24 protein-coding genes are annotated in these 23,536 nt (G+C 51.3%); 16 read left to right on the top strand and 8 right to left on the bottom strand.

The annotated features are described in order from the left end of the window. Window positions 1-197 precede the first annotated feature (197 nt). The 13 genes from ABD949_RS22970 to ABD949_RS22910 all read left to right on the top strand — a co-directional run bounded on the left by ABD949_RS22970 (window position 198) and on the right by ABD949_RS22910 (window position 11,482). Window positions 198-551: a DUF3846 domain-containing protein gene (locus ABD949_RS22970; protein ID WP_345247366.1), complete on the top strand. Its 354-nt coding sequence runs from the start codon at window positions 198-200 to the stop codon at window positions 549-551. Next, entirely contained in the window at window positions 532-1,224 is a 693-nt protein-coding gene (locus tag ABD949_RS22965; RefSeq protein ID WP_345247364.1) for a PD-(D/E)XK nuclease-like domain-containing protein, read from the top strand. Before ABD949_RS22970 ends, ABD949_RS22965 begins: the two co-directional genes overlap by 20 nt. A gap of 41 nt (window positions 1,225-1,265) precedes the next feature. Further along, window positions 1,266-1,604 carry a hypothetical protein gene (locus ABD949_RS22960; RefSeq protein ID WP_345247362.1) on the top strand — a complete coding sequence of 113 codons (339 nt, stop codon included), beginning with the start codon at window positions 1,266-1,268 and terminating at the stop codon, window positions 1,602-1,604. 3 nt (window positions 1,605-1,607) lie between these two features. Then, a complete protein-coding gene (locus ABD949_RS22955) occupies window positions 1,608-2,192 on the top strand; it encodes a hypothetical protein (protein WP_345247360.1) in 585 nt (194 codons plus the stop codon). A gap of 24 nt (window positions 2,193-2,216) precedes the next feature. Further along, window positions 2,217-2,402: a hypothetical protein gene (locus tag ABD949_RS22950; RefSeq protein WP_345247358.1), complete on the top strand. Its 186-nt coding sequence runs from the start codon at window positions 2,217-2,219 to the stop codon at window positions 2,400-2,402. 79 nt (window positions 2,403-2,481) lie between these two features. Then, the gene (locus ABD949_RS22945) at window positions 2,482-3,159 is read left to right on the top strand and encodes a metallophosphoesterase family protein (RefSeq protein WP_345247356.1); all 678 of its coding nucleotides are present in this window, start codon (window positions 2,482-2,484) and stop codon (window positions 3,157-3,159) included. A gap of 5 nt (window positions 3,160-3,164) precedes the next feature. Continuing rightward, window positions 3,165-3,353: a hypothetical protein gene (locus ABD949_RS22940; RefSeq protein WP_345247354.1), complete on the top strand. Its 189-nt coding sequence runs from the start codon at window positions 3,165-3,167 to the stop codon at window positions 3,351-3,353. 243 nt (window positions 3,354-3,596) lie between these two features. Further along, window positions 3,597-4,007, top strand: a complete 411-nt coding sequence (locus tag ABD949_RS22935; RefSeq protein ID WP_345247352.1) for a hypothetical protein — start codon at window positions 3,597-3,599, stop codon at window positions 4,005-4,007. Between the two features lie 583 nt (window positions 4,008-4,590). Then, window positions 4,591-5,880 carry an efflux RND transporter permease subunit gene (locus ABD949_RS22930; RefSeq protein ID WP_345247349.1) on the top strand — a complete coding sequence of 430 codons (1,290 nt, stop codon included), beginning with the start codon at window positions 4,591-4,593 and terminating at the stop codon, window positions 5,878-5,880. Further along, window positions 5,880-7,808 (top strand): efflux RND transporter permease subunit, encoded by a 1,929-nt coding sequence (locus ABD949_RS22925; RefSeq protein WP_345247347.1) that lies wholly within the window; start codon window positions 5,880-5,882, stop codon window positions 7,806-7,808. Before ABD949_RS22930 ends, ABD949_RS22925 begins: the two co-directional genes overlap by 1 nt. Then, on the top strand, window positions 7,805-9,088 hold the full coding sequence (locus ABD949_RS22920) for a TolC family protein (protein ID WP_345247345.1): 1,284 nt from the start codon (window positions 7,805-7,807) through the stop codon (window positions 9,086-9,088). Before ABD949_RS22925 ends, ABD949_RS22920 begins: the two co-directional genes overlap by 4 nt. Continuing rightward, a complete protein-coding gene (locus tag ABD949_RS22915; RefSeq protein ID WP_345247344.1) occupies window positions 9,069-10,352 on the top strand; it encodes a permuted SH3 domain-containing protein in 1,284 nt (427 codons plus the stop codon). Before ABD949_RS22920 ends, ABD949_RS22915 begins: the two co-directional genes overlap by 20 nt. Window positions 10,353-10,354: 2 nt before the next feature. Further along, window positions 10,355-11,482, top strand: a complete 1,128-nt coding sequence (locus tag ABD949_RS22910; protein WP_345247343.1) for an efflux RND transporter periplasmic adaptor subunit — start codon at window positions 10,355-10,357, stop codon at window positions 11,480-11,482. Between the two features lie 208 nt (window positions 11,483-11,690). Here ABD949_RS22910 and ABD949_RS22905 read toward each other — a convergent pair whose 3' ends face one another. The 3 genes from ABD949_RS22905 to ABD949_RS22895 are packed head-to-tail and all read right to left on the bottom strand — an operon-like array spanning window position 11,691 to window position 13,157. Beyond that, window positions 11,691-12,305: a hypothetical protein gene (locus ABD949_RS22905; RefSeq protein WP_345247342.1), complete on the bottom strand. Its 615-nt coding sequence runs from the start codon at window positions 12,303-12,305 to the stop codon at window positions 11,691-11,693. A 22-nt stretch (window positions 12,306-12,327) separates the two neighbouring features. Continuing rightward, window positions 12,328-12,717 carry a hypothetical protein gene (locus tag ABD949_RS22900; protein WP_345247341.1) on the bottom strand — a complete coding sequence of 130 codons (390 nt, stop codon included), beginning with the start codon at window positions 12,715-12,717 and terminating at the stop codon, window positions 12,328-12,330. Then, window positions 12,714-13,157, bottom strand: a complete 444-nt coding sequence (locus ABD949_RS22895; protein WP_345247340.1) for a 5-fold beta-flower protein — start codon at window positions 13,155-13,157, stop codon at window positions 12,714-12,716. Before ABD949_RS22895 ends, ABD949_RS22900 begins: the two co-directional genes overlap by 4 nt. Window positions 13,158-13,677: 520 nt before the next feature. On the opposite strand from ABD949_RS22895, the gene ABD949_RS22890 reads away from it, so the two are divergent. Then, entirely contained in the window at window positions 13,678-14,727 is a 1,050-nt protein-coding gene (locus tag ABD949_RS22890; protein ID WP_345247339.1) for a sialidase family protein, read from the top strand. Between the two features lie 61 nt (window positions 14,728-14,788). On the opposite strand, the gene ABD949_RS22885 is transcribed toward ABD949_RS22890, so the two are convergent. Continuing rightward, window positions 14,789-15,082, bottom strand: a complete 294-nt coding sequence (locus tag ABD949_RS22885) for a DUF6122 family protein (protein ID WP_345247338.1) — start codon at window positions 15,080-15,082, stop codon at window positions 14,789-14,791. A 449-nt stretch (window positions 15,083-15,531) separates the two neighbouring features. Between ABD949_RS22885 and ABD949_RS22880 the strand changes: the two genes are divergently transcribed. After that, on the top strand, window positions 15,532-16,143 hold the full coding sequence (locus ABD949_RS22880; RefSeq protein WP_345247337.1) for a DUF305 domain-containing protein: 612 nt from the start codon (window positions 15,532-15,534) through the stop codon (window positions 16,141-16,143). 67 nt (window positions 16,144-16,210) lie between these two features. Here the strand turns inward: ABD949_RS22880 and ABD949_RS22875 are convergent, their stop codons facing one another. From ABD949_RS22875 to ABD949_RS22860, 4 genes are all read right to left on the bottom strand, one after another. Then, a complete protein-coding gene (locus ABD949_RS22875) occupies window positions 16,211-16,501 on the bottom strand; it encodes a heavy metal-binding domain-containing protein (RefSeq protein WP_345247336.1) in 291 nt (96 codons plus the stop codon). 58 nt (window positions 16,502-16,559) lie between these two features. After that, window positions 16,560-19,268: a multicopper oxidase domain-containing protein gene (locus ABD949_RS22870; protein WP_345247335.1), complete on the bottom strand. Its 2,709-nt coding sequence runs from the start codon at window positions 19,266-19,268 to the stop codon at window positions 16,560-16,562. A gap of 95 nt (window positions 19,269-19,363) precedes the next feature. Continuing rightward, a complete protein-coding gene (locus tag ABD949_RS22865; protein WP_486348250.1) occupies window positions 19,364-21,559 on the bottom strand; it encodes a heavy metal translocating P-type ATPase in 2,196 nt (731 codons plus the stop codon). 172 nt (window positions 21,560-21,731) lie between these two features. Then, a complete protein-coding gene (locus tag ABD949_RS22860; RefSeq protein WP_345247333.1) occupies window positions 21,732-22,334 on the bottom strand; it encodes an AraC family transcriptional regulator in 603 nt (200 codons plus the stop codon). A gap of 428 nt (window positions 22,335-22,762) precedes the next feature. Here ABD949_RS22860 and ABD949_RS22855 point away from each other — a divergent pair, with 428 nt between their 5' ends. Next, on the top strand, window positions 22,763-23,497 hold the full coding sequence (locus ABD949_RS22855) for a DUF6503 family protein (RefSeq protein WP_345247331.1): 735 nt from the start codon (window positions 22,763-22,765) through the stop codon (window positions 23,495-23,497). Window positions 23,498-23,536: the final 39 nt, after the last annotated feature.

Raw genomic sequence — 23,536 nt, 5'->3', positions numbered from 1 at the left:
TTGTGCGCGAATGGGCAGGAGGCAAAGACCTTGAACGCAAGCTGAAGAATCGCAAGAAGGCCCGTCTACTCTGTCCGGTCTGCCGGAAAATGCATTGAGTGAGTGCCGCTTCGGCGGACCGCCCGATTGGCCCGGCGGGTAAAAGTCCGGGTCGCGCCCGACCGGGCTGTTATTTTCTCCCTTAAACCGTATTAAGCATGCGATTGGTAAAAATTGATCCGACTACGCAGACCATCGAGGTCATCGACACCCCGGCCAAGCTGGAAGACCTCTACCGCATTATTGATTGCCGCTGCATCGACTTCTGTGCCCGGCAGGATAACGGCGATGCCCTGATTGTGGATGATGATGCCCTGTACGCTGACCCGCAACTACCCGCTTTCTCCTTCGGCAGCTATGGTCAGCCCATTCATGGTATTGCCCTGCTGGCCGGATCGGATGAGGAGGGCGAAACCATTGAGCCGCAGACAACGCTTGAGCAGGTGCGCGACCAGGTACGCTGGCTGGGCAACATTCACACGCAACCCTTCTTTGCCATCCTTTCCTTCTAATCATCTGGCAGGTCAGGGACTGGCTGACCTGCCTTATTCTTCACTCCTTATGGATTACCGCAGCTTACCCCGATACGCCAACTCCGATCTGACTGAGTACCGCAATCAGCTTTTTTCGACTAAGCCTGAGAAGTCGTTTCAGGCCGCGCAGGTATTTGGAACCTTATTTCATTCCCTGCTGCTGGAAGGCAGCGAGCCGCAGGCCATTCCACAGGCCACCCGAAAGCACCTGTACGCCATGCGGGATTCGGTACGCCAAAACCGCTTTGCCAGCAAGGTTCTCGAAGCTGGTCAGGTTGAACAGGTCTGGCATTGGGACGATCCGCAGACGGACCTGCCCTGTAAATGCCAAACCGACATTTGGGTAGCCGCTACCGAACTGATTGTCGATGTGAAGACCACCAGTGCTAAAAGCTACGGGGAATTTCTGGATGCCTGTAACGAATTTGCTTACGACCGACAGGCAGCCTTTTACCTCGACGGCCTGCCGGAGGCCAGCCGGTTTGTGCTGCTGGGCGTCCAGAAGAAAGCCCCTTATGAGGTGTTCTATTTTGAGGCATCCGCAACTCGTGGCTGCATAGAAGGCGGTCGTAAGAAGTACCAAAGTCTGCTGAAGGGCATTCAGCGCAGCGGCTTTGTTCCGTCCTCCTGGAAGGCCGAAATGGCTTCGTAAATACACAGTTTAAACAACCTATTCACTAAACTTTTCCAGCCATGTATTTCGCCAAAATTACCAATTACCATCACCCTAAGAACCGGCTTCAGGAGTACCTGCAAAAGCAGCTTCGCTCACTGGAGTGCATCACGGTGGAGAATCCGGAGGAATTTAAGAAGCACCTTGAAACGAGTGTTCACCGGGCTAACGGCAAGTTTCCGCGCTGTCGGCCGCTGCAAACCTACTACCACAAGGCATATACCGAAGGTGATTTGACCTGCGGCATTTCGGAGCTGATTCAGTTCAGCCTCTATACGCAGCGCGGAGTATTCGATCCGTCAACCATGTCGGCCGCAACCATGCCGGGTGAGGCTGCCCAAGCCGAACTTTTCGTCTGAGCCATGAAGAAGACGAAGTATAGCTGGATAGCCAGCAACGACCCGCTTTGTGATAATCCGACGGTGTTGGTGTCCATCGCCGGGCGACCCCGTAGCAATGTGCCGGTCACCTTTGTCTTCGCGATTTACTATGGCTATTGGGAAGATGCCGGGCCGCCCCGGCTTACCGGTCGCCACGCCTGGCATTATGGCCGGCACTTCCCAGCCGGGTGGCGTTTTGGCTGTAACATCTGGTTTGGCCATGTGACCGACTGCGGCAGCCGAAACGGCTGGTGCCACACGGTAGGCCTTTTACCCAGTCACGACCCGAGGGGTTACCTCTACCATGACCAGGATCATAACATCCGGGCAAGCCATCCTCACTATGCAACCAAAGACGAGTGCATAGAGGCCGCAATCCGGCACGTAGCCGCACGATTAGACACAACCCTGCTCTTATATCCTGACGTGGTGAAGTACCTGCTACGGCCAGAATTGGAGCCATTCTTTGCTCTGTGGCATACAATCGTTGAGAAGGAGGAATGGTTGAACCAGGTACGGGCTCCGAAGGCGGTGGGTCTAACCGAGCAATTGCAATTATTTTATTAACCAAAAGATTTTACAAACACCACAATGGGAGCTAACAAGACAACAGACTTTGAGGTAATGGCCGAGATGATCCAGCGTAATCTGGACATCAGTTGTTCGACACACCTGGTATCAGCCAATGCGAACCCGAAAGGGGGAGTCGTTACCATGGGCGTAGATATGGCTACGGTAACCAAGCTCACACTAGGCCGGTACCGGGCCATATTGTAAGTCGTTGAGGAGGAGGAGGAGTTCTTTAAAATTAAAAATCGAACAGACGAATAAAGTAATAAATACCCATCCTACTATCATGAAAATACTTTGCATTAGTGACACTCATGGACAGCACCGCCATTTCACGGACCAGATTCAGTCGATTGACGCGGACGTGCTCGTCCATGCCGGCGACATCACCGCCGAAGGTAGTTTTCTCAACCTGAAAGACTTTCTTACCTGGCTAAAGGCGTTTAACCACATTCCACACAAAGTCTTTGTAGGTGGCAATCATGATCGCATTCTGGAGGTAGAAGCCTCGTATCTGGCAACCTTGCGCGACTTGCTGGCCAGGTACAACATCTGGTACCTGCACCACGAAAGCATCACCATCGACGGGGTGAATTTCTACGGTTCCAGCTATTCGCCCGAGTTTATGAACTGGCACTTCATGTACCGGCGGGGAGAGCCGGCGCAGGCACTTTGGGATATGATTCCCCAGAACACGGACGTGCTGATAACGCATACCCCGCCATTTGGTATCCTTGATGAGGTGATAGGGTGGGGTGGGTCCATCCGTACGGGGGGCAACGTTGGCTGTAGGGATTTACTCGACCGGGTAAACCTGCTTAACCCAATGCTTCACGTATTTGGGCATATTCATAACGGGTATGGCTGTACGTCCGGGAAAAACGTGAAGACCAGTTACGTGAATGCGGCTTTACTCAACGAGCAGTACCGGCCGGTTAATAAGCCCATCCTGGTAGAAATCTAAACGCGATGAAAGAGCCGCTGCAAATTGAAATCCTTTTCAACTCCGTGGAGGTGGAGCTGGCCAGGCGCTGGGCGTTTGGCCATGTACCCGTTGTCTTTAGCCGGCGGCCAGCGATGCACCTGCGCGTTCTGGTGAAAGCCTGGTGGCAGATATACCACGAAACAACCTGCGCCCGCCGGCTCCAGAATCGTTAGGTATGGCAACGTAGTAATGCCCTGCCGGCCGAGGCTCTTGACACACCGGCCCTGGCCAGTTCCCTGCGGGAAATCAACAGCCTGTTGGATGTAGATGCGCTGTGGGACTTTCGTCCCCTTTCCAACGCTGAAGTATCCAGCCTCTGTTTACTGACCCTGTTATCTTCCTTTTACAAAAATTGAAAGAAAATGGATGCAAAATCCGTAATATTGACTCCATCAAAAGCACACGCTAAACACTGTATGGCCGACCAGGGAGTCAATTACGGGCAAATACTAAACGTTGCCCAAAAATACCTTACCCTTCAGAAAAAGGCTAATGTTCTGGCACGATCAGCCTCGGACGAGCTGTTGTCCGGAAGTGCCGGTTCCGCCTACCTCAAGCGCATGGGCCACCGGCCGTTAACGACCGAAGATGTCGAGCGGCTTATCAACACCCTTGGCAGTGAGGAAGACCGAAAAGCCCTATCGGCCTTTCAGCAGGCGCAGGAGTTACTAAATCAACGCCTGTGGCAAACCAAGAATATTGGCCTTGTTTTGGAACAGGCAGCCATCCCTTACGATCTTTTCTACAAACGCAAAAAACGGCCTGATCTTTGGAAACCGGAGCAGATGATCAGCATTGTTGACGTGCTGCAGCGGCTCCGGCTCTGAATGAGCGAGCGGCTAATGCCGTACTTTGGCAGTTGAACGTAACCGACAACACTATCTACAGGTAAAGCCCACTCATTAGCAACTTATCCGAGCCGATTACTGACATTTAGTGGTGAAGTTTCTCCACCGTATTAAACCGCATTACACTACTTGTATCTACGTATTATGGCGTTACGAACTGGAAAGGCTTGATGCCTCAACGTTAAACTGGTACATGGATCTATCTAGTACTTTACCCATGCAACACTCTGCATCGGATAATTCTGGCATTAAACCGCGCCTACATCAAGCTATGTGGGTGGAGTAGGGGAGGGGGTGGTTTCATTTTCTACTATCAAACATCAACTCGGTTAGTATTCTCCTTAAAAAAGCATTGCGTGAGAAATTCAACCAGGGGTTAGAAGCTCAATTCTACCTTTCACGAACTTACTTATTAATTACATACTCTAATCCATTAAGGACTAAACAACTACTGACTTGTATCAGGCCAGGACCTGCCAACCGTCATAGGTAGTACTCACCAGGCAGAATAGCTTTGTGGAAGGGGGCCGACGCTGCACCCTACGTTGAAAGCTACTCCCCTATGATTGAAAAAATAATTTCCTGGTCGGTTCACAACCGCTTTTTCGTCAGCATCGGTATTGCTCTGATTGTGTTTGCCGGCTTGTATTCAATTTATACCACTCCCGTTGATGCAATTCCCGATCTGTCCGAAAACCAGGTCATTATCTACACTGAGTGGATGGGCCGCAATCCCCAGATTATGGAGGACCAGATCACCTATCCACTCGTGGCGAACCTACAGGGTATTCCCAGGATAAAGTCGGTGCGGGCCTCGTCCATGTTTGGCATGAGTTTCGTCTTTGTCATCTTCCAGGATGATGTCGACATCTATTGGGCACGCTCCCGCGTACTGGAGCGGCTCAGTTACGCCCAAAAGTTGCTACCGCCAGGCATTACGCCTACCATTGGCCCCGACGGCACTGGCGTAGGTCACGTGTATTGGTATACCTTACAGGGTACCGACTACAATCTGGGTGAACTTCGGGCCATTCAGGACTGGTACGTCAAGTTTGCCCTGCAGAACGTAGCGGGTGTCAGCGAGGTCGCCTCCTTCGGCGGCTTTCAAAAGCAATACCAGGTAGTCATCAACCCCAATAAGCTGGTCTATTACAACATTCCATTAATGAAGGTGCTCAGTGCCGTCAGCCGCAACAACCGCGATGTGGGCGGAAGTCTTTTTGAAATGAATGACACCGGCTACCTCATTAAGGGCCTTGGCTATATCAAAAGCCTGGAGGATGTGAAGAATATTCCGGTGGGTACCTATAATTCCATCCCTATTACCCTCCAGCAGGTCGCTACGATTCAGATGGGCGGTGAACTCCGGCTGGGCATCACCGATGAAAACGGTGAAGGCGAAGTTGTGGGTGGCATTGTGGTGATGCGCTACGGTGAAAATGCCAAAGATGTCATTGAGCGGGTGAAGACTAAACTTGCCCAGGTCCAGAAAGGGCTACCACCGGGCGTAACCTTTAATGTTGCCTACGACCGCAGCGAGCTCATCAACGGTGCCATTGATACGCTGAAGGAATCCATTTCCGAAGAGGTCATTATGGTGTCCATCGTCGTGCTGATCTTCCTGTTCCACTTCGGCAGCGGCCTGGTGGCCATTATCAACATTCCCTTGTCGATTCTGATTGGCTTTATTTTGATGAAGACTTTTGGGGTCACCTCCAACCTGATGTCGCTCGGTGGGGTAGCCCTGGCCGTTGGTGACCTGGTGGATTCGGGCATTGTTATGGCCGAAAACGGCTACCGTCAGCTTACCAATCAGGTGTTACACATCGATGACCAACAACCAGACGCCTGATGAAAAAGCTCCGCATCGGTCATACCCGTGAACTACCGGAAGAGCAGCGCATTGCGTCTCTGGAAAGCTCCGCCCAAACCATTGGACGGGCCGTGTTCTTTTCCATACTGATAACGCTCATCTCCTTTGCTCCGCTGCTGTTTCTGTCCGGACAGGAGAAAAAACTGTTTACACCTCTGGTGCTGACCAAGACCTTCTGCTTGATTGGTTCGGCCATTGTAACCCTGTTTATTCTGCCGATGGCGATGCGGGTCTTTATTCGGGGCCGGCTGGTACCCGAAAGCCGCAACCCAGTATCCCGTTTCTTTATCGTCGTCTTCGGTCCCGTAGTCCGCTTTTGCCTGCGCTGGAAAAGAATAACGCTGGCTGTCATCCTGCTGCTGGTGGCCCTGAGCCTTCCACTCGTCCTCCGAACCGGTACGGAGTTTATGCCTCCCCTCGACGAGGGCTCGCTGCTGATGATGCCCGTGACGCTGCCGGATATTTCCTACACCGAAGCCAAGCGTATCCTGCAGGTGCAGGACAAAATCCTGAAGAGCTTTCCCGAAGTCGAAAATGTACTGGGCAAAGCGGGTCGGGCCAGCACCGCCACCGACAATGCCCCGCTCAGTATGATTGAGACGTTTATCGTGCTAAAACCCCGCTCCGAGTGGCGAGCGGGCATGACCACCCAGCAGCTTATTGCGGAGATGAACGAGAAGGTGCGCATCCCTGGCGTGACAGTTGGTTGGACCATGCCTATCATCAACCGCATCAACATGCTCTCGACGGGTATCCGCACCGATGTCGGCATTAAGGTTTACGGCAATAACCTCGACAGCATCTATGCACTCTCCCGCGAGATCGCAACGTCTCTGCGCGGCATCAACGGTTTGGCCGATTTGTACGTGGAGGAACTGACCGGTGGCAAGTACATCGAGCTGAAGATCAAACGCAGCGAACTGGGTCGGTACGGGCTGGATGTCGAGGATGTGACCATGATTATCGAAACGGCACTGGGGGGTATGACCCTGACCAACACCGTAGAGGGTCGCGAGCGGTTCAGCGTAAACCTGCGTCTGGCGCAGGACTTCCGCCGGGATTTGTCGGATCTTAAACGCATTCCGGTGCAAACCGAGCAGTACGGCACCATTCCGTTGTCGGCGGTCGTGGATATTGCCATCAAGGAGGGGCCGCCGATGATTACCTCCGAAAACGCCTTGTTGCGCGGTACCGTTCTGTTCAATGCCCGGGGAAGGGATATGGGTAGTGTGGTCAGCGACGCTAAACAGCGGCTGGAGCAGCACTTCAAAAAGCTGCCTGCCGGGTATTTTATCGAATGGAGTGGTCAGTATGAACACCAGGTCAGCGCCCAGAACAAGCTGAAAATCATCCTTCCGTTAGTTCTACTCATCATTGCCTTTGTCTTGTACTTCACCTTCCGATCCGTGCGGGACGTTTTGATTGTGCTCAGTGGCATGCCCATAGCGCTAATTGGCGGTATTCTCTCCCTGCATGTCTATGGAGTCAATATTTCTGTCTCGGTAATAGTGGGGCTGATTGCCCTGTTTGGGGTAGCCATGGAAACAGGGGTACTGATACTGACCTACATGAATGGCTCGGTAGACGAGATGGTCAGCCGCAAAAAGCACAATAAAGAACCTATCAGCCCGGCCGATATCGAAGACGCCATCTTCGGCGGAGCCGTCCTGCGGATTCGACCGGTATTGATGACCGTAACCGTCGATATGCTGGGGCTATACCCGGTGCTGGCCTCTACCGGACCCGGCAGCGATGTGATGATTCCACTGACATTGCCCTACGTATTCGGACTGGTCTCCTCAACCCTATACGCGCTCATTGTCCTGCCGGTCATCTGTGCGCTGGTAAAGGAATGGGAATTTAGAAAGTATCGCCAAGCTGATCTACAAGTCGTTGAAGCCGAATGAAAACATCACCTACATACACAATTAAGAAGCTAAGCCGATGGCTATTCTGCTTTGGCTTAGTCGTGAGTACGTCCCGGATCGTAGTGGGTCAACCCTCATCTTCGTTAAGCCTTCAGCAGGTGTTGGCAGTGGTTGAGGAGTCGTATCCTAGGATTCAGCAATATGAGGACAATATCCAGGCATTGCAGGGCAAGGCGGAGGGTGCCCGTAGCCTCATGGCTCCGCAGATATCAGTGGGGCTGAACCGATTTCCGTACCGGACCGCCGTTCTGAAGGAAATGGATTTGCCCATGAACCAGGCTGGTGTGATGGTTACCGCCGAGCAGATGATTACCAATCCGGTAAAGCGAACCCTGAAGCGGGATTATCTGCTCTCGCTGACACAAATCGAACGAGCTAAAGCTTCGTGGACGAAAAATGAGCTACGGATGCAGACAAAGACTTACTACTTTCAGCGGTATGTAGCCGAACGAAAAGTGCGGATACTGGCTGAGAGCGAGCAGTCGCTGCGGCTACTGCTCAGTACAGCCCGCCAGAACTACCGCTACAACCAGACCGACCTGAGCCAGGTCTTCAAGGTTGAAGCGAAGCTGAGCGAATTGAAAACCATGCAACTGATGCAGGAATCAGCGGTTGTCCAGGCTACCATCGGCCTCAATACGCTGATGAACCGGCCACCCCAGACTGCCTTTCAAATTGATACCTTGTTGGTACTACCAACTTCCTCGTTCACCCCTCAGCCATTATTAATTGACCGCCGTAGTGATGTACTGGCGATGAGCCATACTATCCAAAGCATGGAACTGAGCCGGCAGGTAATGGCCTCCTCCCGCAAGCCAGACTTCGGGGTTCGGGTCGAGCACATGCAGATGCTGAGTATGCCGAATCAAGTCTCTGTGATGGGGATGATTACCCTGCCACTGGCTCCCTGGTCGTCGCCAATGTTTAAGGCTGATGTTAAATCGATGCAATTCGATATCAGTGCTATGCAGCGGGAAAAGGAAACGATGGTGCTGATGGCCCAACAAATGCTGGCCGAAAAAATAGCCATGCTCCACTACGAAAACGCTCAGTTGCAGGCCTATCAGTCGGAGATCCTGCCGGCTTACCAGAAAAACTTTGATGCCAGTCTGATAGCTTACCGGCAGAATACAGGCAGCCTGTTCGTGCTGCTGGATGCCTGGGATATGTTGCTGATGAAGCGGCTGACCTACCTCGACAAGCAGTTGTCGGTTCTTTTAGTACAAGCCGGTATGGATTATGAAACAGAGCAACCCTAACCGGATCAGTGTAGCCAGCTGGCGTTTAGGACTGGTACTAGTCGTCGCCGTCGCCTGCTGGCAGTGCCGTGCCGGAGACGACACCTCGAAGCTGCATTCCGAACCTGCTGAACATTTAGGGCATCAGGCGCCTTCACAGCCTGCCGGCCATACCAAGGCGCCTGATTCATTGGGGCTGGCGGAGGTTACAGACTCGCCCAACCGGCTGGTGCTGTCGAGCCAGAAAACCATAACCGTAGCCGGCATTGGAGAAGCGACACCGCTGAACCTGACGGGTTATATAGCTATCGACCCGCGTCGAAGCCGTAACGTAGCCATTCGCGTGGGCGGACGCATTGAAAAACTGTACGTGCGCTACGCCTTTCAGTTTGTGCGCAAAGGCGAGAAGTTGCTGGATCTCTACAGCCCGGAACTAAGTACCTATCAGGATGAATACAAGTACCTGCTTGGGGCCGGTGCTGACTCCACGCTGCTGGAAATCAGCCGAAAAAAACTAAGCCTGTTAGGTTTGTCTGCCAACCAGATCAGGCATATAGGGGAGGCTGATCGTCCGGTCCTAACCCTTTCGGTTTACAGTCCTTATACCGGCTACGTAATCTGGGACGACACTCAGAAGCAGGCTGGGCCGGTCATGCCCGCGGCAGCCAATAGCCAGGAGAGCATGTCTGGCGACATGGGCAGCGTCAATCAGAATTCAAGCACCCCGGTTTACGCTAAGCCGGCAGGTAGGCTCAGAGAAGGTAGTTATGTCAATGCCGGTGAAACGCTTTTTAGCATCAACGACCTTCAAACCGTTTGGGGCATACTGTCGCCAGCACCCAAACAGCACCAGATTCAGGTTAACCAGCCCGTCACACTGACCAGTGAGCTTGCGCCGGACAAGCTCATTCACACCCAGATTCGATACGTCGAGCCGGTCTACCAGGCGGGTCAGAAATCGGTTAGTGTCCGGACCTATCTCCGCAACGCAGACGGTAAGCTCAAGGTAAACTCGCTGCTCACGGGTCAAATCCGGTCGGTTGCTACGGGTCAGCATTGGATACCCGTCTCCAGCGTTTATGATTTAGGTAACCGGCAAGTAGTGTGGGTGGTGAAAGGCAAAGCAGCGGGCGGCAAGAAGCAGTTTGAAGCCCGCCAGGTGGTGACAGGCCACCGATCCGGCGACCAGATTGAAGTGAAGAAAGGGCTCTCGGCCGGTGATGAAATTGCGCTGGATGCCGGCTACCTGACCGATAGTGAAAGTTTAATCTCGCTACCTCAATAGCTATGAAACCGCTGATTTCGATATACGTTCTTTTTGCGCTGTTAACCGCCTGCGACAGCCGGAATAGCTTGTTAACCGGGGAGCATCAACACCAAGCGCCGACAGCCGATGAACATGCCGGCCATGGTCTGCCCATTCCAGATACACTCTATCTGGAGGATCAGCTACGGACTGTCGCCAACATTCGAACGCAGGTAGCCCAGGTTAAACCCATTAGTACCAACCGCCAGTTTACCGGTACCGTTGCCTTGAATGAACGAACGGTGCAGGAGCTGACCGCTCGCGTCCCTGGTCGCATCGAAAAATTGTTTTTCCGCAGCCCCGGTACCTACATTGAAAAAGGGCAGGTAGTCTACGGCATCTATAGCGAATCGCTCATGAGTGATATGGCCAGCTACGTAGCCGCGCTCAATGCTGCCGATACCATCCGGTACACTGACCTGGCCAAATCACTTACTGAAAGTGCCCGGCGAAAGTTGATCGTATTGGGCTTAAGTGACACTGAAATTAACCGAATACGTCTTGAACGGAAGGTCCCGGCCTGGGTACCGTATTTCAGCCCTTTTGGCGGTTACGTGTCTGATCTATACGTGAAAGAAGGGGAGTATGTGCAGGCGGGAAGCCCAGTGCTTCGACTGGCCGATCTGAACACGGTATGGGTCGAAACCATCGTCTATGCGCAGGACATTCCGGCCATCCGGAATGTTTTTTCCGCACAGGTAAGCTTTGAGGAGTTCTCTGGCGAGGTTTTTACTGGAAAATTTGTTTACCACAATCCTTCACTGGAGCCAAATCAAAAGGTAAGCCTGGTACGCATTCAGATAACTAATCCCTCCGGCCGGATAAAGCCAGGAATGATGGCGAATGTCCAAATCGCCGGCAAACAGAAAACAGCGCTGGTGATTCCTAAATCCGCCCTGATTACCACGGCCGGTATGGTAATGGTCTGGGTCGATACCGGCAAGGGTGTGCTGGAGCGACGCCGGGTGGAAACAGGCCTGGAGAATGCAGGCGAAGTTGAAATCCGGTCTGGAATAGAAGCGGGTGAACAAATAATCAAATCCGGCGCATACCTGCTCAATAGTGAATTCATCCTGCGCCGAGGGGCCAACACCTCACACCAACACTGACTGCGTGCTGCCCTGGAGGCCGGGGAACTCTTCGTTACATTTTTGAATAATAAAGCGGAGAAACCCACGGCCTTATACATTCGGCCTGGACGGATAGGCAATAAGGATGGGCGTCCCTTTTCCCGGATAGCGATGGCTTCTTCAATCAGCGGGTGCCAGCGTGGCGGAAGGCAGGTAAGGCCATACACACCGGCTTTCACTTTCGTTGTTATGGAGTGTTCCCGCAAGGAATAAAACTGCCGCAGCACCCCAATACGGTCCATTGAATACCCCAATCCGATAGCATGACCATGAGCCGGTATGGGTGTCTGGTCCAACCTTTCCAATACGTATTTAGGTTCTCTCGCATCCGCTCAACCACGATAGCCCAATTTACCGAAAAGGGGAATATCCGAATTTCAGGCCCCAGCAAGGTGATGCCGTGGTACTTGAGCAGCCATCCTTCGACCGAATGCGGATCAAAGGGTCGGATTAGGGGCTGTAGTACCCCGTCGTGGAAATGTAATTGGGATACCAATGGCTCTACCAATGGCTCTTTCCATTGGGTTAAATCAGTCACAGGGAAATACCTACCGGACAGGGGGAATGGATATGTCTGCTCAACCTGACGGTGAATTTGGCGGAGGGTTCTAATTTCAGGTGAAGTAGCTTGACGCGTCAGCAGCGCCATAAAATCAATATCGCTGAAGCGTTCGTTAAAGTCCCCTAAGGCAACAGAGCCTTCTAAGTGAAATCCATGCAGTAACCCTGGCAATTGCTGGTGTACCTGGTCAAGGTAATTGTGCAAGGCCGGCCGAATAAGGGTAGGAACGTTGGCGTCCATTTAAGAGTCGATGACGCGCAAATTACATCCGATGCGTTTCTTTTCCCCGCATTGAATACGTTTCCTGCCTCAGAAAATAGGCGGTAACCAAGCCAGCTGAGGTATCCACCAGGCCGAACAGCAAAAATTGCCAGGATCCCAATTCGAAAAGGACCAACACCAAGGTTACCAGACTGGCAGCCAGGCGAGTATGCACCGTCCAACGGGCAAAGTCAAGGAAACCTTTCCGGGAAGATTGAATGTAATAATAGCCGGAACAGATGAGCACAAAGCCCAGTAGCCGGGTCCAGATATTGGTATCCACCCCCGGCCCCAGAAAAAAGGGAAGCACACCCGGTATAAACAAGAGTGTGCTTCCCATTAGGACAGTGTAATACCCAAAATACTGCACGGAGGCTAAGGAACGATTCATTTCTTCGCGGCAATGTGTTTTTCCTGGAAACACGCAAGGGCACAGGCTGAACCTTTCAGGCTGGCGTGGACATTCCCAATTTTCTTTCCATTAGTGTCCAGAATGTCGCAGGTGTTACTATTCTCTTTGACCATTAATTCAACCTGGCCATTGGCATTGTAATAGGTCTTTCCATCTTTACCAATGCGGCCCAGCTTCTTGTTGGTTTTTGCATCAATTAAGTTGCCCTGGTTGTCAATAAAAGCAATTTTCTCGCCTTCATGGTTTTTGATAATCTGGTCTTTGGAAACAGAACCCATGGTTAAGCCAGTGGCATCTTTAATTACTCCGCTTTGGTCGATACGAAAGGGCTGCTTGTAGTTTGCAGACTGGGCCGATAGCAGCGTAGGCAAAGCGACGAGAATAAGGAATAAGGCGAGTACGTTACGAACAGTTCTCATACTGAGGATTGATTGTTAGTGATTAGAACAAGACTTTTCCGAAAACATCAGTTGCGTAAGCGGCCCATACGTGCTGGTTTTCTAAAAAAGTTATCATCACAAAGGTAAGTAGCCCGTGAGCCATCGCTTTATGTAGGTGACTGATTATCATCAGAAAACAAGATGATTTTCCTCATCCCTCCTACCTTAACCGTCAGGGACAAACAAACGGGACAAATGTACTGTTCGTGAAAGCTTGTCTACCATTCAGTGCCTGTCAACAGTGCCGCAGGGCGTAATACAAATCCACGTTTTCTGTTTACTGATTGGATTCATAGACAGATCTAGTCGGTTAAGGTCCTTCTGCTGTTTTTCACGTGGCAAACAGGTATGGGCAATGTGTTTTCCCGGTGCATTGGTAATCGCTGCCTTCCTCCTGAGTAGGATGAATAGGGGCCATAACCCCGAAGGGAAAGCAGAATAAGTATGCTTGCCATTCTGCATTCTTTTCGGGGTAAAGAACTACCAAACGAAATAGGCTATGCTGATTTATTTCCTAACTAGTCTGTACTTGTGGCTGACGACTCAGCGGGAAGAACCATCCCTTACGATCTTATCGGCGAAGGGCCGTCATCCCGTCGTCAGTACGAACGCAAACGGAGACGTAGACGTGGTGTATGGCCTTGGAAACCTTATTTACTATACACAGTCCCATGATAATGGTCAGACGTATGCGCCAGCGGAAGTGGTCGATACACTACCAAACCTATTTCTGGTAGCCGGGCGCCGGCCTCAGGTAGCTTCCAACCACCGGGTGGCTCTGATTCTGGCCCTTAATCAGGCAGGTAATATTTTCGCGTATGTAAAGGATAAAAAGTCCGGCCAATGGACCAAACGGATTAGGGTATCCGATCAACCGGATGTGGCCAAGGAAGGCTTTGTCAGCCTTGCACCAGGACCCGGCAACTTGTTTTACGCCGTATGGAATGATCTGCGGGGCAACGCCCAGAATAAAGTTGTTGGTGCTAGGTCTCTGGACGGTGGTAAGACCTGGTCGGCGAATCAGGTCCTCTATGAGTCACCCGACGGATCTATTTGTCCATGCTGTAGTCCTGCGATAGCCATCGCGGGAAAACATGTATACATTACCTTTCGCAACGCGCTGGCGGGTAACAGAGATATCTATTTACTCACCTCTTCGGATGGAGGACAACGCTTTGACCAGCCCCAAAAGCTGGGACTAGGTTCTTGGAAACTCGATGGCTGTCCCATGGATGGCGGGGGCGTATCCGTAGCAAAACCAGGTCATGTGGTAACGGCCTGGCGACGGGAGAACCGAATCTACAAAGCCGAGCCGGGTAAACCAGAACAGGAACTGGCGAAGGGAGGGAAAAACATCACGGTGGCCAGCAATACGCTGGGAGATTATGTGATCTGGCAGGCTGACGGTAAAATATGGGGTATAACCCCCAAACAGCGGATGCCGGTCGCTATTGGTACGGGTGCTTTCCCCCGCGTTGCCGCGCTGCCTCAGGGGGCCATTTGTGTTTGGGAGTCGGATAGCGGAGTGTTGGCTACTATCTTGCATTGACCTTTTGGAACGACTCTGTAGCAAAAATAATTTCAGATTTCTTCTGAAAAATGGTCCGGATTTACAGCAAACAATCCAGGTAATCAAGAGCCATATGAATAACCAACCCCAGGCTTATTATCCGTAGTTTAGGTGCAAAAAGTAGCAGAACATAAACACCAATAGCCAAATAGGAGTGTAGTGGATGAAAACCAATGCTACATCGGTTGGGATCAAAGATGGGGGTAGCTAATAGATGGTCCAGATCCACCAGCATTGTTGCTCCCATGATCATCCAAACCTTCAACCACCGCTTTCTGAAAAAAAGCAGGGCGACCAAACCCGGAGTAAGAAAATGAAGAACAATGTGCCCCACAGCAAATATATCTGTATTTAACCCTACCTATAGTTCCTACAGAGAAGGACCAAGACAATACTTAACCCAATAACTTACTAAAGCGTTTATCTCCTGTGGAGCCGTAGGGCAATTGTATCCTGTTTGCTAAGGTAGGTGCATACCTCCAACCAGCGCGCAAACTCTAAATTGCCTTTAATGACCGCCGACAAATAGTATAGGTTGATATAGCACCGTGGCCAGAACACCTCAGGGTAGTTCTACCGCAGTCGCTATTTTCAGGCAATAAGTAGGGTGGGAGAAATAGCGTAAACCTAGTCTTAAGGTTACTTAAGCTATTCCTTATGTCAAATATTAAGCTGATACTTTTTTCATACGTTAAAAATTTTGTAAAACTCACAGGGTAATCTTACAAAAACTATCCTTCCATCCCGATGTTAATTCACTACACAATAAATTATTATCAACGTATGAAAAATATGCCAGTTAAGATAAGCCTTCTAGCTTTAGGAATGGCCTTTTCTTTAACAACCTATAGCCAGAGCGAACACGCCGGCCATAGTACCATGAAGAGTAGTGATGCAATGATGCATTCCATGCAAGCGGGTATGGACCAAATGATGAACATGAAGATGACCGGTGACCCGGATCATGATTTTGCTTCCATGATGAAGATGCATCATCAATCTGCCGTGGAAATGTCCAACCTTGAAATCAAACAGGGTAAAAGTCAAGCCGTGAAAGACAAGGCGGCTAAGATAAAAGCGGCCAACCAGAAGGAAATTACCGAACTCACCCAATTTTTAAACACGCACAAACCCACCGCATCCGCCTCAAAATTCGGTCAGTCTGCCATGCAGATGATGCATAACGGCAAAAAGCATAGCATGACGAGCAATATCGATAAAGATTATGCCCTTATGATGATTCAGCACCATCAGCAGGGTATTGATATGGCCCGAGCGTTTCTGAAAGAAGGCAAAACGGATAAAATGAAAGCACTGGCTAACAAGATTATAAAGGACCAGACTAAAGATATTGAAGACCTGAAAAGCCTGCAGAATCGTGTCGCTGCTCGTTGAAATGAATAATGAACGAAGAAGCCCTCCCGCTCAATGAGCCGGGGGGCTTCTTTCTTGTACCTCCGCTTTATTGTTGTTCCTCCCTGGATTTGACGAATGTTCCTTCCTGCTTCATTTTCACCTGCTCCGCCGTCATTTTCTGTTTTTCCAGATTCATGCCACATTTAGGGCAATGGCCAAAGTTATCACTCATCACTTCAGGATGCATAGGGCAGGTGAAGGTTTCACCTGCCGCTAAAGAACCGGGTTCTTGCTTACTCTCTACCGTGGTAGTTGTTTCCTGAGACTTCTGATTACTATCGCAACCGGTTCCCATCAAGCCAAGCGACAGAAGCATCATCAGATGGATTTTCCTCATTGTGTTTTTATTTAGTTAAACCATGTTTTTTAGACCGATTCTTAAGCGGCTAATATCCCTAGAAACTATAACCCAATCCTCCCCCAAACCGGCCCGTAGCCCCCATATAGCGGCTATCGTAATCAGCATGGATATGGAGATTTTTTGTTATCGTATACTGCAGACCGGCATGCAGCCGGGTGTACCCTCCAATAAGCCACTGTGCTGTATAGTCAAGCGCTAAACGAGGAAATAAGGCCTGCTGCCCTTCCAGTTGCAGGCGTACATTTCCCCGGGCGTCCACCTTTACTTCTGATTCGATCATAAAAGGGAGTACATACCGAATACCCGCCACCGCCCGTATTATCCGGCGGCCTCCCGGGTCCAACCCTGCCTCGTCGCTGGTGCGGGAGCGCCGCAGAAACAGTTCATTACCAGCATCGACGCCGGCAAAAACCCGAAACCAGTCGCCCAGGTAGCGTTCGTAATCGGCATCCAACTCAAAATTTCCCTTCCAGTCCGCATCGCCCTCAATGATAAATGCATTCTTGTTGTTGGTAAACGTCAGGTTCCAGTAATTACTGGGATAGCCGGGTTGAGCAAAGCCCCACGCAAAAATCTGGTTATCCCGCATATCCCGCATGTGCAGCTTTTGAATACTGGCGATGGAAGGGTCCAGCGGATCTCCGTAACTCACCACCCGGGCCATGCCTGTCATCATATGGTACAACAGGTGACAGTGGAAGAACCAGTCCTTCTCATCATCGGCCAGGAACTCAATGGTCACCGACTCCATCGGCGACACGTTCACCGTATGTTTTAGGGGGGAGTACTCCCCCTGCCCGTTCAGTACCCTAAAGTAATGACCATGCAGGTGAAAGGGATGCAGCATCATGGTGTTGTTAATCATGCGGATGCGGGTTATCTCCCCCCGCCGGATCATGATTTTATCGGCCCGCGACAGGGGCTGTCCATTAATACCCCAAATATACCGGTACATATTTCCGGTTAAGGTCAGCGGGATTTCCCGAACGGGACGGTCGGCCGGAAAGCGAATGGGTTCCGGAGAACGTAACACACTATAATCGATTGTATTCAGGGGGTCCATCATACTCCCCATTCCGTTGGTGCCGTCAGCACCTGGATTGTTCTGGCCCATCTGATGGGGGGTTTTGGCCATCCCAGTAGGGTCTGCCTTCTCTTTGGGGTTTTTCTTGTTGTTCTTGGGCAGCGCATTCTTGTCCATCGTATGCCCTTGATGACCTGCGGCCGGTGTAGTTTTGTCATTGGCACGACCGGTCGTTGGGCTCATCGTATGCGCTGAGTGGTCCACCGCTGGCGTGGCGGTTCCCTGGGCCGACTTACTCGGTTGGTTCGGTTGTTTACGCTCCGGCTGAGGGCTGGTATGGCCCATACTGGCATGATCCATCGTCGACATGTCCTTACTGGTGGCAGATTTTTTTGGATCGGCCTTTTGGGCCTTTGTTCCCGTTTGGCGTGCTTTTTGAGTCCCCATCGTATGCCCCGAATGGTCCATTTCCGTATTCATCTGGCCGGCTCCTGTTGATGTCGTATCGGAGTGGTTCATGTCCATTTGCCCCATCTGGTGACCCATACCCTGGTGAGTCATGCTACTCATGGATTTAGTTAGCGCAAACAAGTCTGGACGTGGAATGGTCGGCGCATACTGCTTGGGTCCTTTTCCCAAAAAGGAGGAGGCATAACCCGTTCCATCCTGCGCGCTGGCCCGCACCTCAAACGCTCCACCTTTGGGGATGGTAATCAAGAAGTCGTAGGTTTCCGCAATGGCAATGAGCCGACGATCCACCTCGATAGGCTGGACATCAACGCCATCGGTGGCAATCAGTTTCATCGTGCCGCCGGCATAGTTCAAATGAAAATAAGTGGAAGCACTGGCGTTGATCACCCGGAGCCGGATGGTTTCCCCGGCTGTAAAATTCTGGTGGTAACTAGTATCTTTTCCGTTAATCAGAAAGCGTGGGTAATAGACGTCGGAAATATCCATGGGCGGCATTCGCATCATCGACTGCCGCAGGTAAGCCCCGACGGCTTTGTGGGCAATGATGCGGTTCAGGCTTTGCATGTTTCCTTTTTTAATGGCATACCAATCGCGACGGCGCTTCAGGTTCTTGAGAATATAGGAAGGGTTCTCGTCCGTCCAATCCGACAGTACCAGCACCAGTTCATGATCCACTTTGACGGTTGATTGCTGCGGTTTAATAACCAGGGAGCCATACACGCCAATTTGTTCCTGATAACGGGTGTGGGAGTGAAACCAGTAGGTGCCGGATTGGACGAGGGGAAACTCGAACGTCAGGGACTTGCCGGCCTCAATGGGAGGGGTATTCAGATACGATACGCCATCCATCTGATTAGGTAGTAAAATGCCATGCCAGTGGAGAGACGTTTCGACGTTCATTTTGTTGTGAACCCGAATCACGGCGATGTCGCCTTCTGTAAAGGTTAACGTTGGTCCGGGGATAGTCCCGTTGATGACCATCCCTTTCGTAGGCTTACCGGTGATGTTCACCTGTTTTTCGTCAATTACCAGATCATACTCCACCCGGCGACCAGTAAGTTTTACTTTGGCCGCAGCTTGCGGACGAGATACGGGTAAGGTTGTATGAATGGGGGAGAAGACCGATTTGTCAGCCGTTCGGGTGGAGGAGGGATTCTTCTGAGGCTGTCTGGTATGCTGTTCATGTTGGGCTAACGCTGGGGTAAGCGGCCACCAACACATGAATAGGATAAAGCAGATCTGTTTCATAACCTTTTTTACTAGAAACTAAAAAGCCGTTCGGTTAGCTAACCGAACGGCTTGTAAGATTTCATGGCAGGCTTACAAAACTTTTGGCGAGGACCTTAAAGCTTAATCGCCTTTAATCGAAGACTATTACTGACCACCGAGACCGAACTCAATGCCATGGCTGCCCCGGCAATCATGGGATTCAACAGGAACCCGTTGATGGGATACAGCAGGCCAGCCGCGATTGGTATGCCGATCAGGTTATAAATGAAAGCCCAAAATAGATTCTGCCGAATCGCCTGCACGGTCTTCCGGGACAGTTGCAGCGCTTTGGGAACGCTGTTGAGGTCTGAGGTAATAAGCGTCATTTTAGCCACGTCCATGGCAATGTCTGAGCCGCGCCCCATCGCAATACTGACGTCCGCCTGGGCCAGCGCCTGGGAGTCATTGATTCCATCCCCAATCATAGCTACTACTTTACCCTGAGCCTGCAGTTCCTGCACAAAAGCCGCTTTGTCCGCCGGTAGAGCCTCCGCCCGGTAGTCGTTCACCCCTACCGCTTTAGCCACGGCCTGGGCCGTCTGTTCATTATCGCCCGTCATCATGTACACGGCAATACCCCGCTTTTTCAGCGTATGAATGGCTTCCCTGGAGGTTTGTTTGACCGGATCGGCAATGGCCATACTGGCCAGAAGGCGATTTTCTCCGGCAAAAAAGACGACCGTTTTGGCTTCGGCTTGCCAGCGAGTTACCTGTTTTTCAAGGGCTGGGCCTAACCGCAGACCACGCTCATTCAGCAGCCGGGCATTACCTACCAGGTAATCCGTGTCCTGATAGCGTCCCGCTACACCCCGGCCTGTCAGGCTCTCAAAATTGGTAAGCGCTGCGCCCTTAACGCCAGCTTGTTTTAGCCAATTGACGACCGCTTCAGCCAGGGGGTGCTCGGACTGGGCTTCCAGAGCGTACAGCACAGCGGCCAATTCAGGCGTTTCCGCCTGATTTACCTGCCATTGGAGATCGGTTACGGTTGGTTTACCCTCCGTAATGGTCCCTGTCTTATCCAATATTACGGCGTTGACCTGATGACCTAATTCCAGACTTTCTGCGTCTTTGATGAGAATATTGTTGTCGGCTCCTTTGCCTACCCCGACCATAATGGCTGTGGGCGTAGCCAGGCCCAACGCACAGGGGCAGGCAATCACCAATACCGTCACCGACGTGAGCAGGGCATGGGTAAAGGCATCATCTCCTCCAAACAACATCCAGGCGGCAAACGTCAGGATAGCAATACTGATGACAATAGGCACGAAAATGCCGGCAATTTTGTCCACCAGCCTCTGCACCGGAGCTTTACTGCCCTGGGCCTCCTGCACCATGCGGATAATCTGAGCCAGAATGGTGTCGCCCCCTACTTTTTCAGCGCTGAAGCGGAATGCCCCTTTTTGATTGATGGTACCGGCGAACACCCGCTCACCAGCCTGCTTTTCGACTGGTATCGGCTCACCCGAAATCATGCTCTCGTCGACGTAGGATTGGCCGGACTCGACTACGCCGTCCACCGGAATTTTCTCGCCCGGTCGCACAATAAGTAGCTGACCAACTTTGACGGAGGCAATGGGCACTTCGCGCTCGGTGTCATCCTCAACGATCCGAACCGTTTTGGGCTGCAGGCCCATTAATTTCTTCAGTGCCGAGGAGGTGTTCGACTTGGCGCGCTCCTCCAGGAGCTTGCCCAGCGAAATAAACGCAATGACCACCGCCGCCGCTTCAAAGTACACATGGGGATGCAGGCCTCGCCGGTGCCAAAAATCAGGATAGAGCGTATTGAAGGCACTGAACAGAAAGGCAATACCCGTTGACAGGGCCACCAGCGTATCCATATTGGCCTTACCGTGTCGTGCCTGCTTCCAGGCATTGGTAAAATACGACCGGCCTAACCAAAATACGACCGGAGCGGACAACCCCATCATGAGGTAATTGCCGTACGGCACCGCCCGCTCGGAACCTTCCATAAAAAACATACCGATCAGGACTACCGGTAAGGACAGGATCCCCGCCCAGATGGTGCGTTTTTTAACCTGTTCGTAATGGCGTTGCTGGGCTTCCTGCTGCACTTGTTGAGGGTCTTCTGCCTCAACCACCAGATCATAGCCGATGGATTGCAGCACCTGCTGCATCTGTTGCGGGGTAATGGCCTTCGAATCATATTCGACCGTTGCCGATTGGTTGGCGTAGTTAACGGCCGCGCTTGCCACTCCCGGCGTATTAGAAAGCATAGACTCGACACTAACGGCGCAGGCTGCGCAGGTCATCTCCAGCACCGGAAATGTCTGACGAATTGTCGTTGCACCGGACCGACTTGGCTTTTCCAGCGTGGAATTCTCTGTATTCCTCATAATCGTTTGGCTGAATTTCTAAAAGCAAAGATCGCCCTCTCCGGTGCCGAAAACATTACATAATTACCTACTTTGCTTGTAAAATTGATTAGGTCGTGGCCTTCTGGAGCGTTTGTTTTTGGTGGCGAATGTGGCGAAAGTAAGTCGGGGATAAGCCCGTCAACCGTTTAAATTGGTTGGACAGATGGGCGACGCTGCTGAACCCCGTCTGGTAAGCAATCTCATGCAAGGGCAGATCGGTATAAACCAGCAATTCTTTTACTTTTTCCAAGCGTCGATCGATAATGTAGCGCTCCAGCGTTTGATTTTCGCTGGCAGAAAATAAAGCACTCAGGGCATCATAATTCGTATGTAACTCTGCAGGGAGAAGCTCCGAGAATTTTATTTTTTGTTCACCCAGATCATTGCGGTTTAAGGTTTGCTCGATAAAAGCCTTGATACGCTGCACGAGCGTCGCCTTCGCATCCGCCACTAACGAAAAACCTTGTTTTTCGAGGGCGGCTTTAACCTGCGCCATCTGGTCTGTGGAAACATGGCCGCGCACCTGCACCTGCCCCAGCCGCACCTCCGTTACATCCAACCCTAACCTTTCGAGTTCCCGGCGTACCACTTCAATGCAACGAGCACATACCATACCCCGAACAGCGATTGCTGTTTCCCTAGTTGCTGTTGTTAGGTTCGGTGTTTTCATGCTTTGCGCTTAACCTACTGGCTCCTGACGCTTAAACAATTTTAACTACCACAAAGCTATTCGGGTCGGCTGCTATTTACTTGCAAGATTGCCCACAAATTATTACAGAATTTTTGGGAAGAGCCTTGGGTAAGCCAACGGGTATTCCGCAAATAAATTTTTAGCGTTAGTTTGGCCCAGTCACTTTCCAGGAAGTCATAGGGAGCAAGCATACAATAAAACCGTAGCGAAAGAAACAGGCGACTTGAATGCGTGGATTAGCCGCTTGCAACTGGGCAGAAAATGACTTGTTGCCAAAACAGGCTGGGCCTTCTGCTTACCTGTCTGGTTGATTATGACTATTCATGATCTATTGTAAACCGGTAGTATTCATTGATGAAGATAAAAGGGAGGGTTTCTGTAATTTATGACTTTTTTAGTATCGTCAAATGAAGCATTTGGTCCGAATCCTGTGCCTTACCCTGAGTATTGTAGCCGGTTGCCAGCCTAAAGATCAGGCGCGGATAATTATAGCCAAAGCCATTCAGGCGCATGGTGGCGCCGCTTATGACAACAAACGAATTGAGTTTGATTTCCGGAAGTTTCATTTGGTGCTGGATCAACAGAACGGGCGTTTCCGCTACCAGCGAACCTACCGGGATTCGACCGGAGTACTGATCGAAGAAGTGCTGACCAACGACGGCCTGGCCCGGACTCAAAACGGACAGCGCCAGGTATTGGATTCCGCGCAGACGAGTCGATACAGCCAAGCCGTGAATTCAATTGCTTATTTTGTGCTGCTGCCCAAAAAGCTCAGTGATCCGGCAGTATTGGCGGATTACGCGGGCGAAAGCCGTATTGAGGGGCAGCAATATCATAAAGTAAGAGTCCGATTTCAGGCGGAAGGCGGCGGATCTCATTATCAGGATACATTTTTCTACTGGTTCAACCAGCAAACGCATACGATGGATTACCTGGCTTATAGCGAAGGAGGACCCCGTTTTCGGAAGGCCATCAATCCCCAAATCGTGGGGGGCATTCGCTTTCAGGACTATATTAACTATCGGGGCAACCCGAATGACACCCTGTCTGTCGGTCAGTACGACCGCTTATTTGAAAGCCATCAATTACCCGAACTGTCCCGTATTGAGCAGAAAAACATACGGGTGATACCCCTGCCTTGAACAATGGTCGGCTGCTTTAATTTGCGTCAGATTTTAGTG

The sequence above is a fragment of the Nibrella saemangeumensis genome, assembly GCF_039541915.1.
Lineage (GTDB): Bacteria > Bacteroidota > Bacteroidia > Cytophagales > Spirosomataceae > Nibrella > Nibrella saemangeumensis.
Note: the sequence above shows the minus strand (reverse complement) of the source record. Positions and strands in the feature narration are given on the sequence as shown.

Bases quoted from the DNA above. Each gene is read 5' to 3' on its own strand.
- ABD949_RS22900 (WP_345247341.1), bottom strand. From the start codon at position 12,717: ATGAATCGTTCCTTAGCCTCCGTGCAGTATTTTGGGTATTACACTGTC.
- ABD949_RS22865 (WP_486348250.1), bottom strand. From the start codon at position 21,559: ATGACCTGCGCAGCCTGCGCCGTTAGTGTCGAGTCTATGCTTTCTAAT.
- ABD949_RS22890 (WP_345247339.1), top strand. From the start codon at position 13,678: ATGCTGATTTATTTCCTAACTAGTCTGTACTTGTGGCTGACGACTCAG.
- ABD949_RS22875 (WP_345247336.1), bottom strand. From the start codon at position 16,501: ATGAGGAAAATCCATCTGATGATGCTTCTGTCGCTTGGCTTGATGGGA.
- ABD949_RS22930 (WP_345247349.1), top strand. From the start codon at position 4,591: ATGATTGAAAAAATAATTTCCTGGTCGGTTCACAACCGCTTTTTCGTC.
- ABD949_RS22945 (WP_345247356.1), top strand. From the start codon at position 2,482: ATGAAAATACTTTGCATTAGTGACACTCATGGACAGCACCGCCATTTC.
- ABD949_RS22940 (WP_345247354.1), top strand. From the start codon at position 3,165: ATGAAAGAGCCGCTGCAAATTGAAATCCTTTTCAACTCCGTGGAGGTG.
- ABD949_RS22855 (WP_345247331.1), top strand. From the start codon at position 22,763: ATGAAGCATTTGGTCCGAATCCTGTGCCTTACCCTGAGTATTGTAGCC.
- ABD949_RS22915 (WP_345247344.1), top strand. From the start codon at position 9,069: ATGAAACAGAGCAACCCTAACCGGATCAGTGTAGCCAGCTGGCGTTTA.
- ABD949_RS22880 (WP_345247337.1), top strand. From the start codon at position 15,532: ATGAAAAATATGCCAGTTAAGATAAGCCTTCTAGCTTTAGGAATGGCC.
- ABD949_RS22920 (WP_345247345.1), top strand. From the start codon at position 7,805: ATGAAAACATCACCTACATACACAATTAAGAAGCTAAGCCGATGGCTA.
- ABD949_RS22905 (WP_345247342.1), bottom strand. From the start codon at position 12,305: ATGGACGCCAACGTTCCTACCCTTATTCGGCCGGCCTTGCACAATTAC.
- ABD949_RS22860 (WP_345247333.1), bottom strand. From the start codon at position 22,334: ATGAAAACACCGAACCTAACAACAGCAACTAGGGAAACAGCAATCGCT.
- ABD949_RS22935 (WP_345247352.1), top strand. From the start codon at position 3,597: ATGGCCGACCAGGGAGTCAATTACGGGCAAATACTAAACGTTGCCCAA.
- ABD949_RS22960 (WP_345247362.1), top strand. From the start codon at position 1,266: ATGTATTTCGCCAAAATTACCAATTACCATCACCCTAAGAACCGGCTT.
- ABD949_RS22970 (WP_345247366.1), top strand. From the start codon at position 198: ATGCGATTGGTAAAAATTGATCCGACTACGCAGACCATCGAGGTCATC.
- ABD949_RS22895 (WP_345247340.1), bottom strand. From the start codon at position 13,157: ATGAGAACTGTTCGTAACGTACTCGCCTTATTCCTTATTCTCGTCGCT.
- ABD949_RS22955 (WP_345247360.1), top strand. From the start codon at position 1,608: ATGAAGAAGACGAAGTATAGCTGGATAGCCAGCAACGACCCGCTTTGT.
- ABD949_RS22870 (WP_345247335.1), bottom strand. From the start codon at position 19,268: ATGAAACAGATCTGCTTTATCCTATTCATGTGTTGGTGGCCGCTTACC.
- ABD949_RS22925 (WP_345247347.1), top strand. From the start codon at position 5,880: ATGAAAAAGCTCCGCATCGGTCATACCCGTGAACTACCGGAAGAGCAG.
- ABD949_RS22950 (WP_345247358.1), top strand. From the start codon at position 2,217: ATGGGAGCTAACAAGACAACAGACTTTGAGGTAATGGCCGAGATGATC.
- ABD949_RS22910 (WP_345247343.1), top strand. From the start codon at position 10,355: ATGAAACCGCTGATTTCGATATACGTTCTTTTTGCGCTGTTAACCGCC.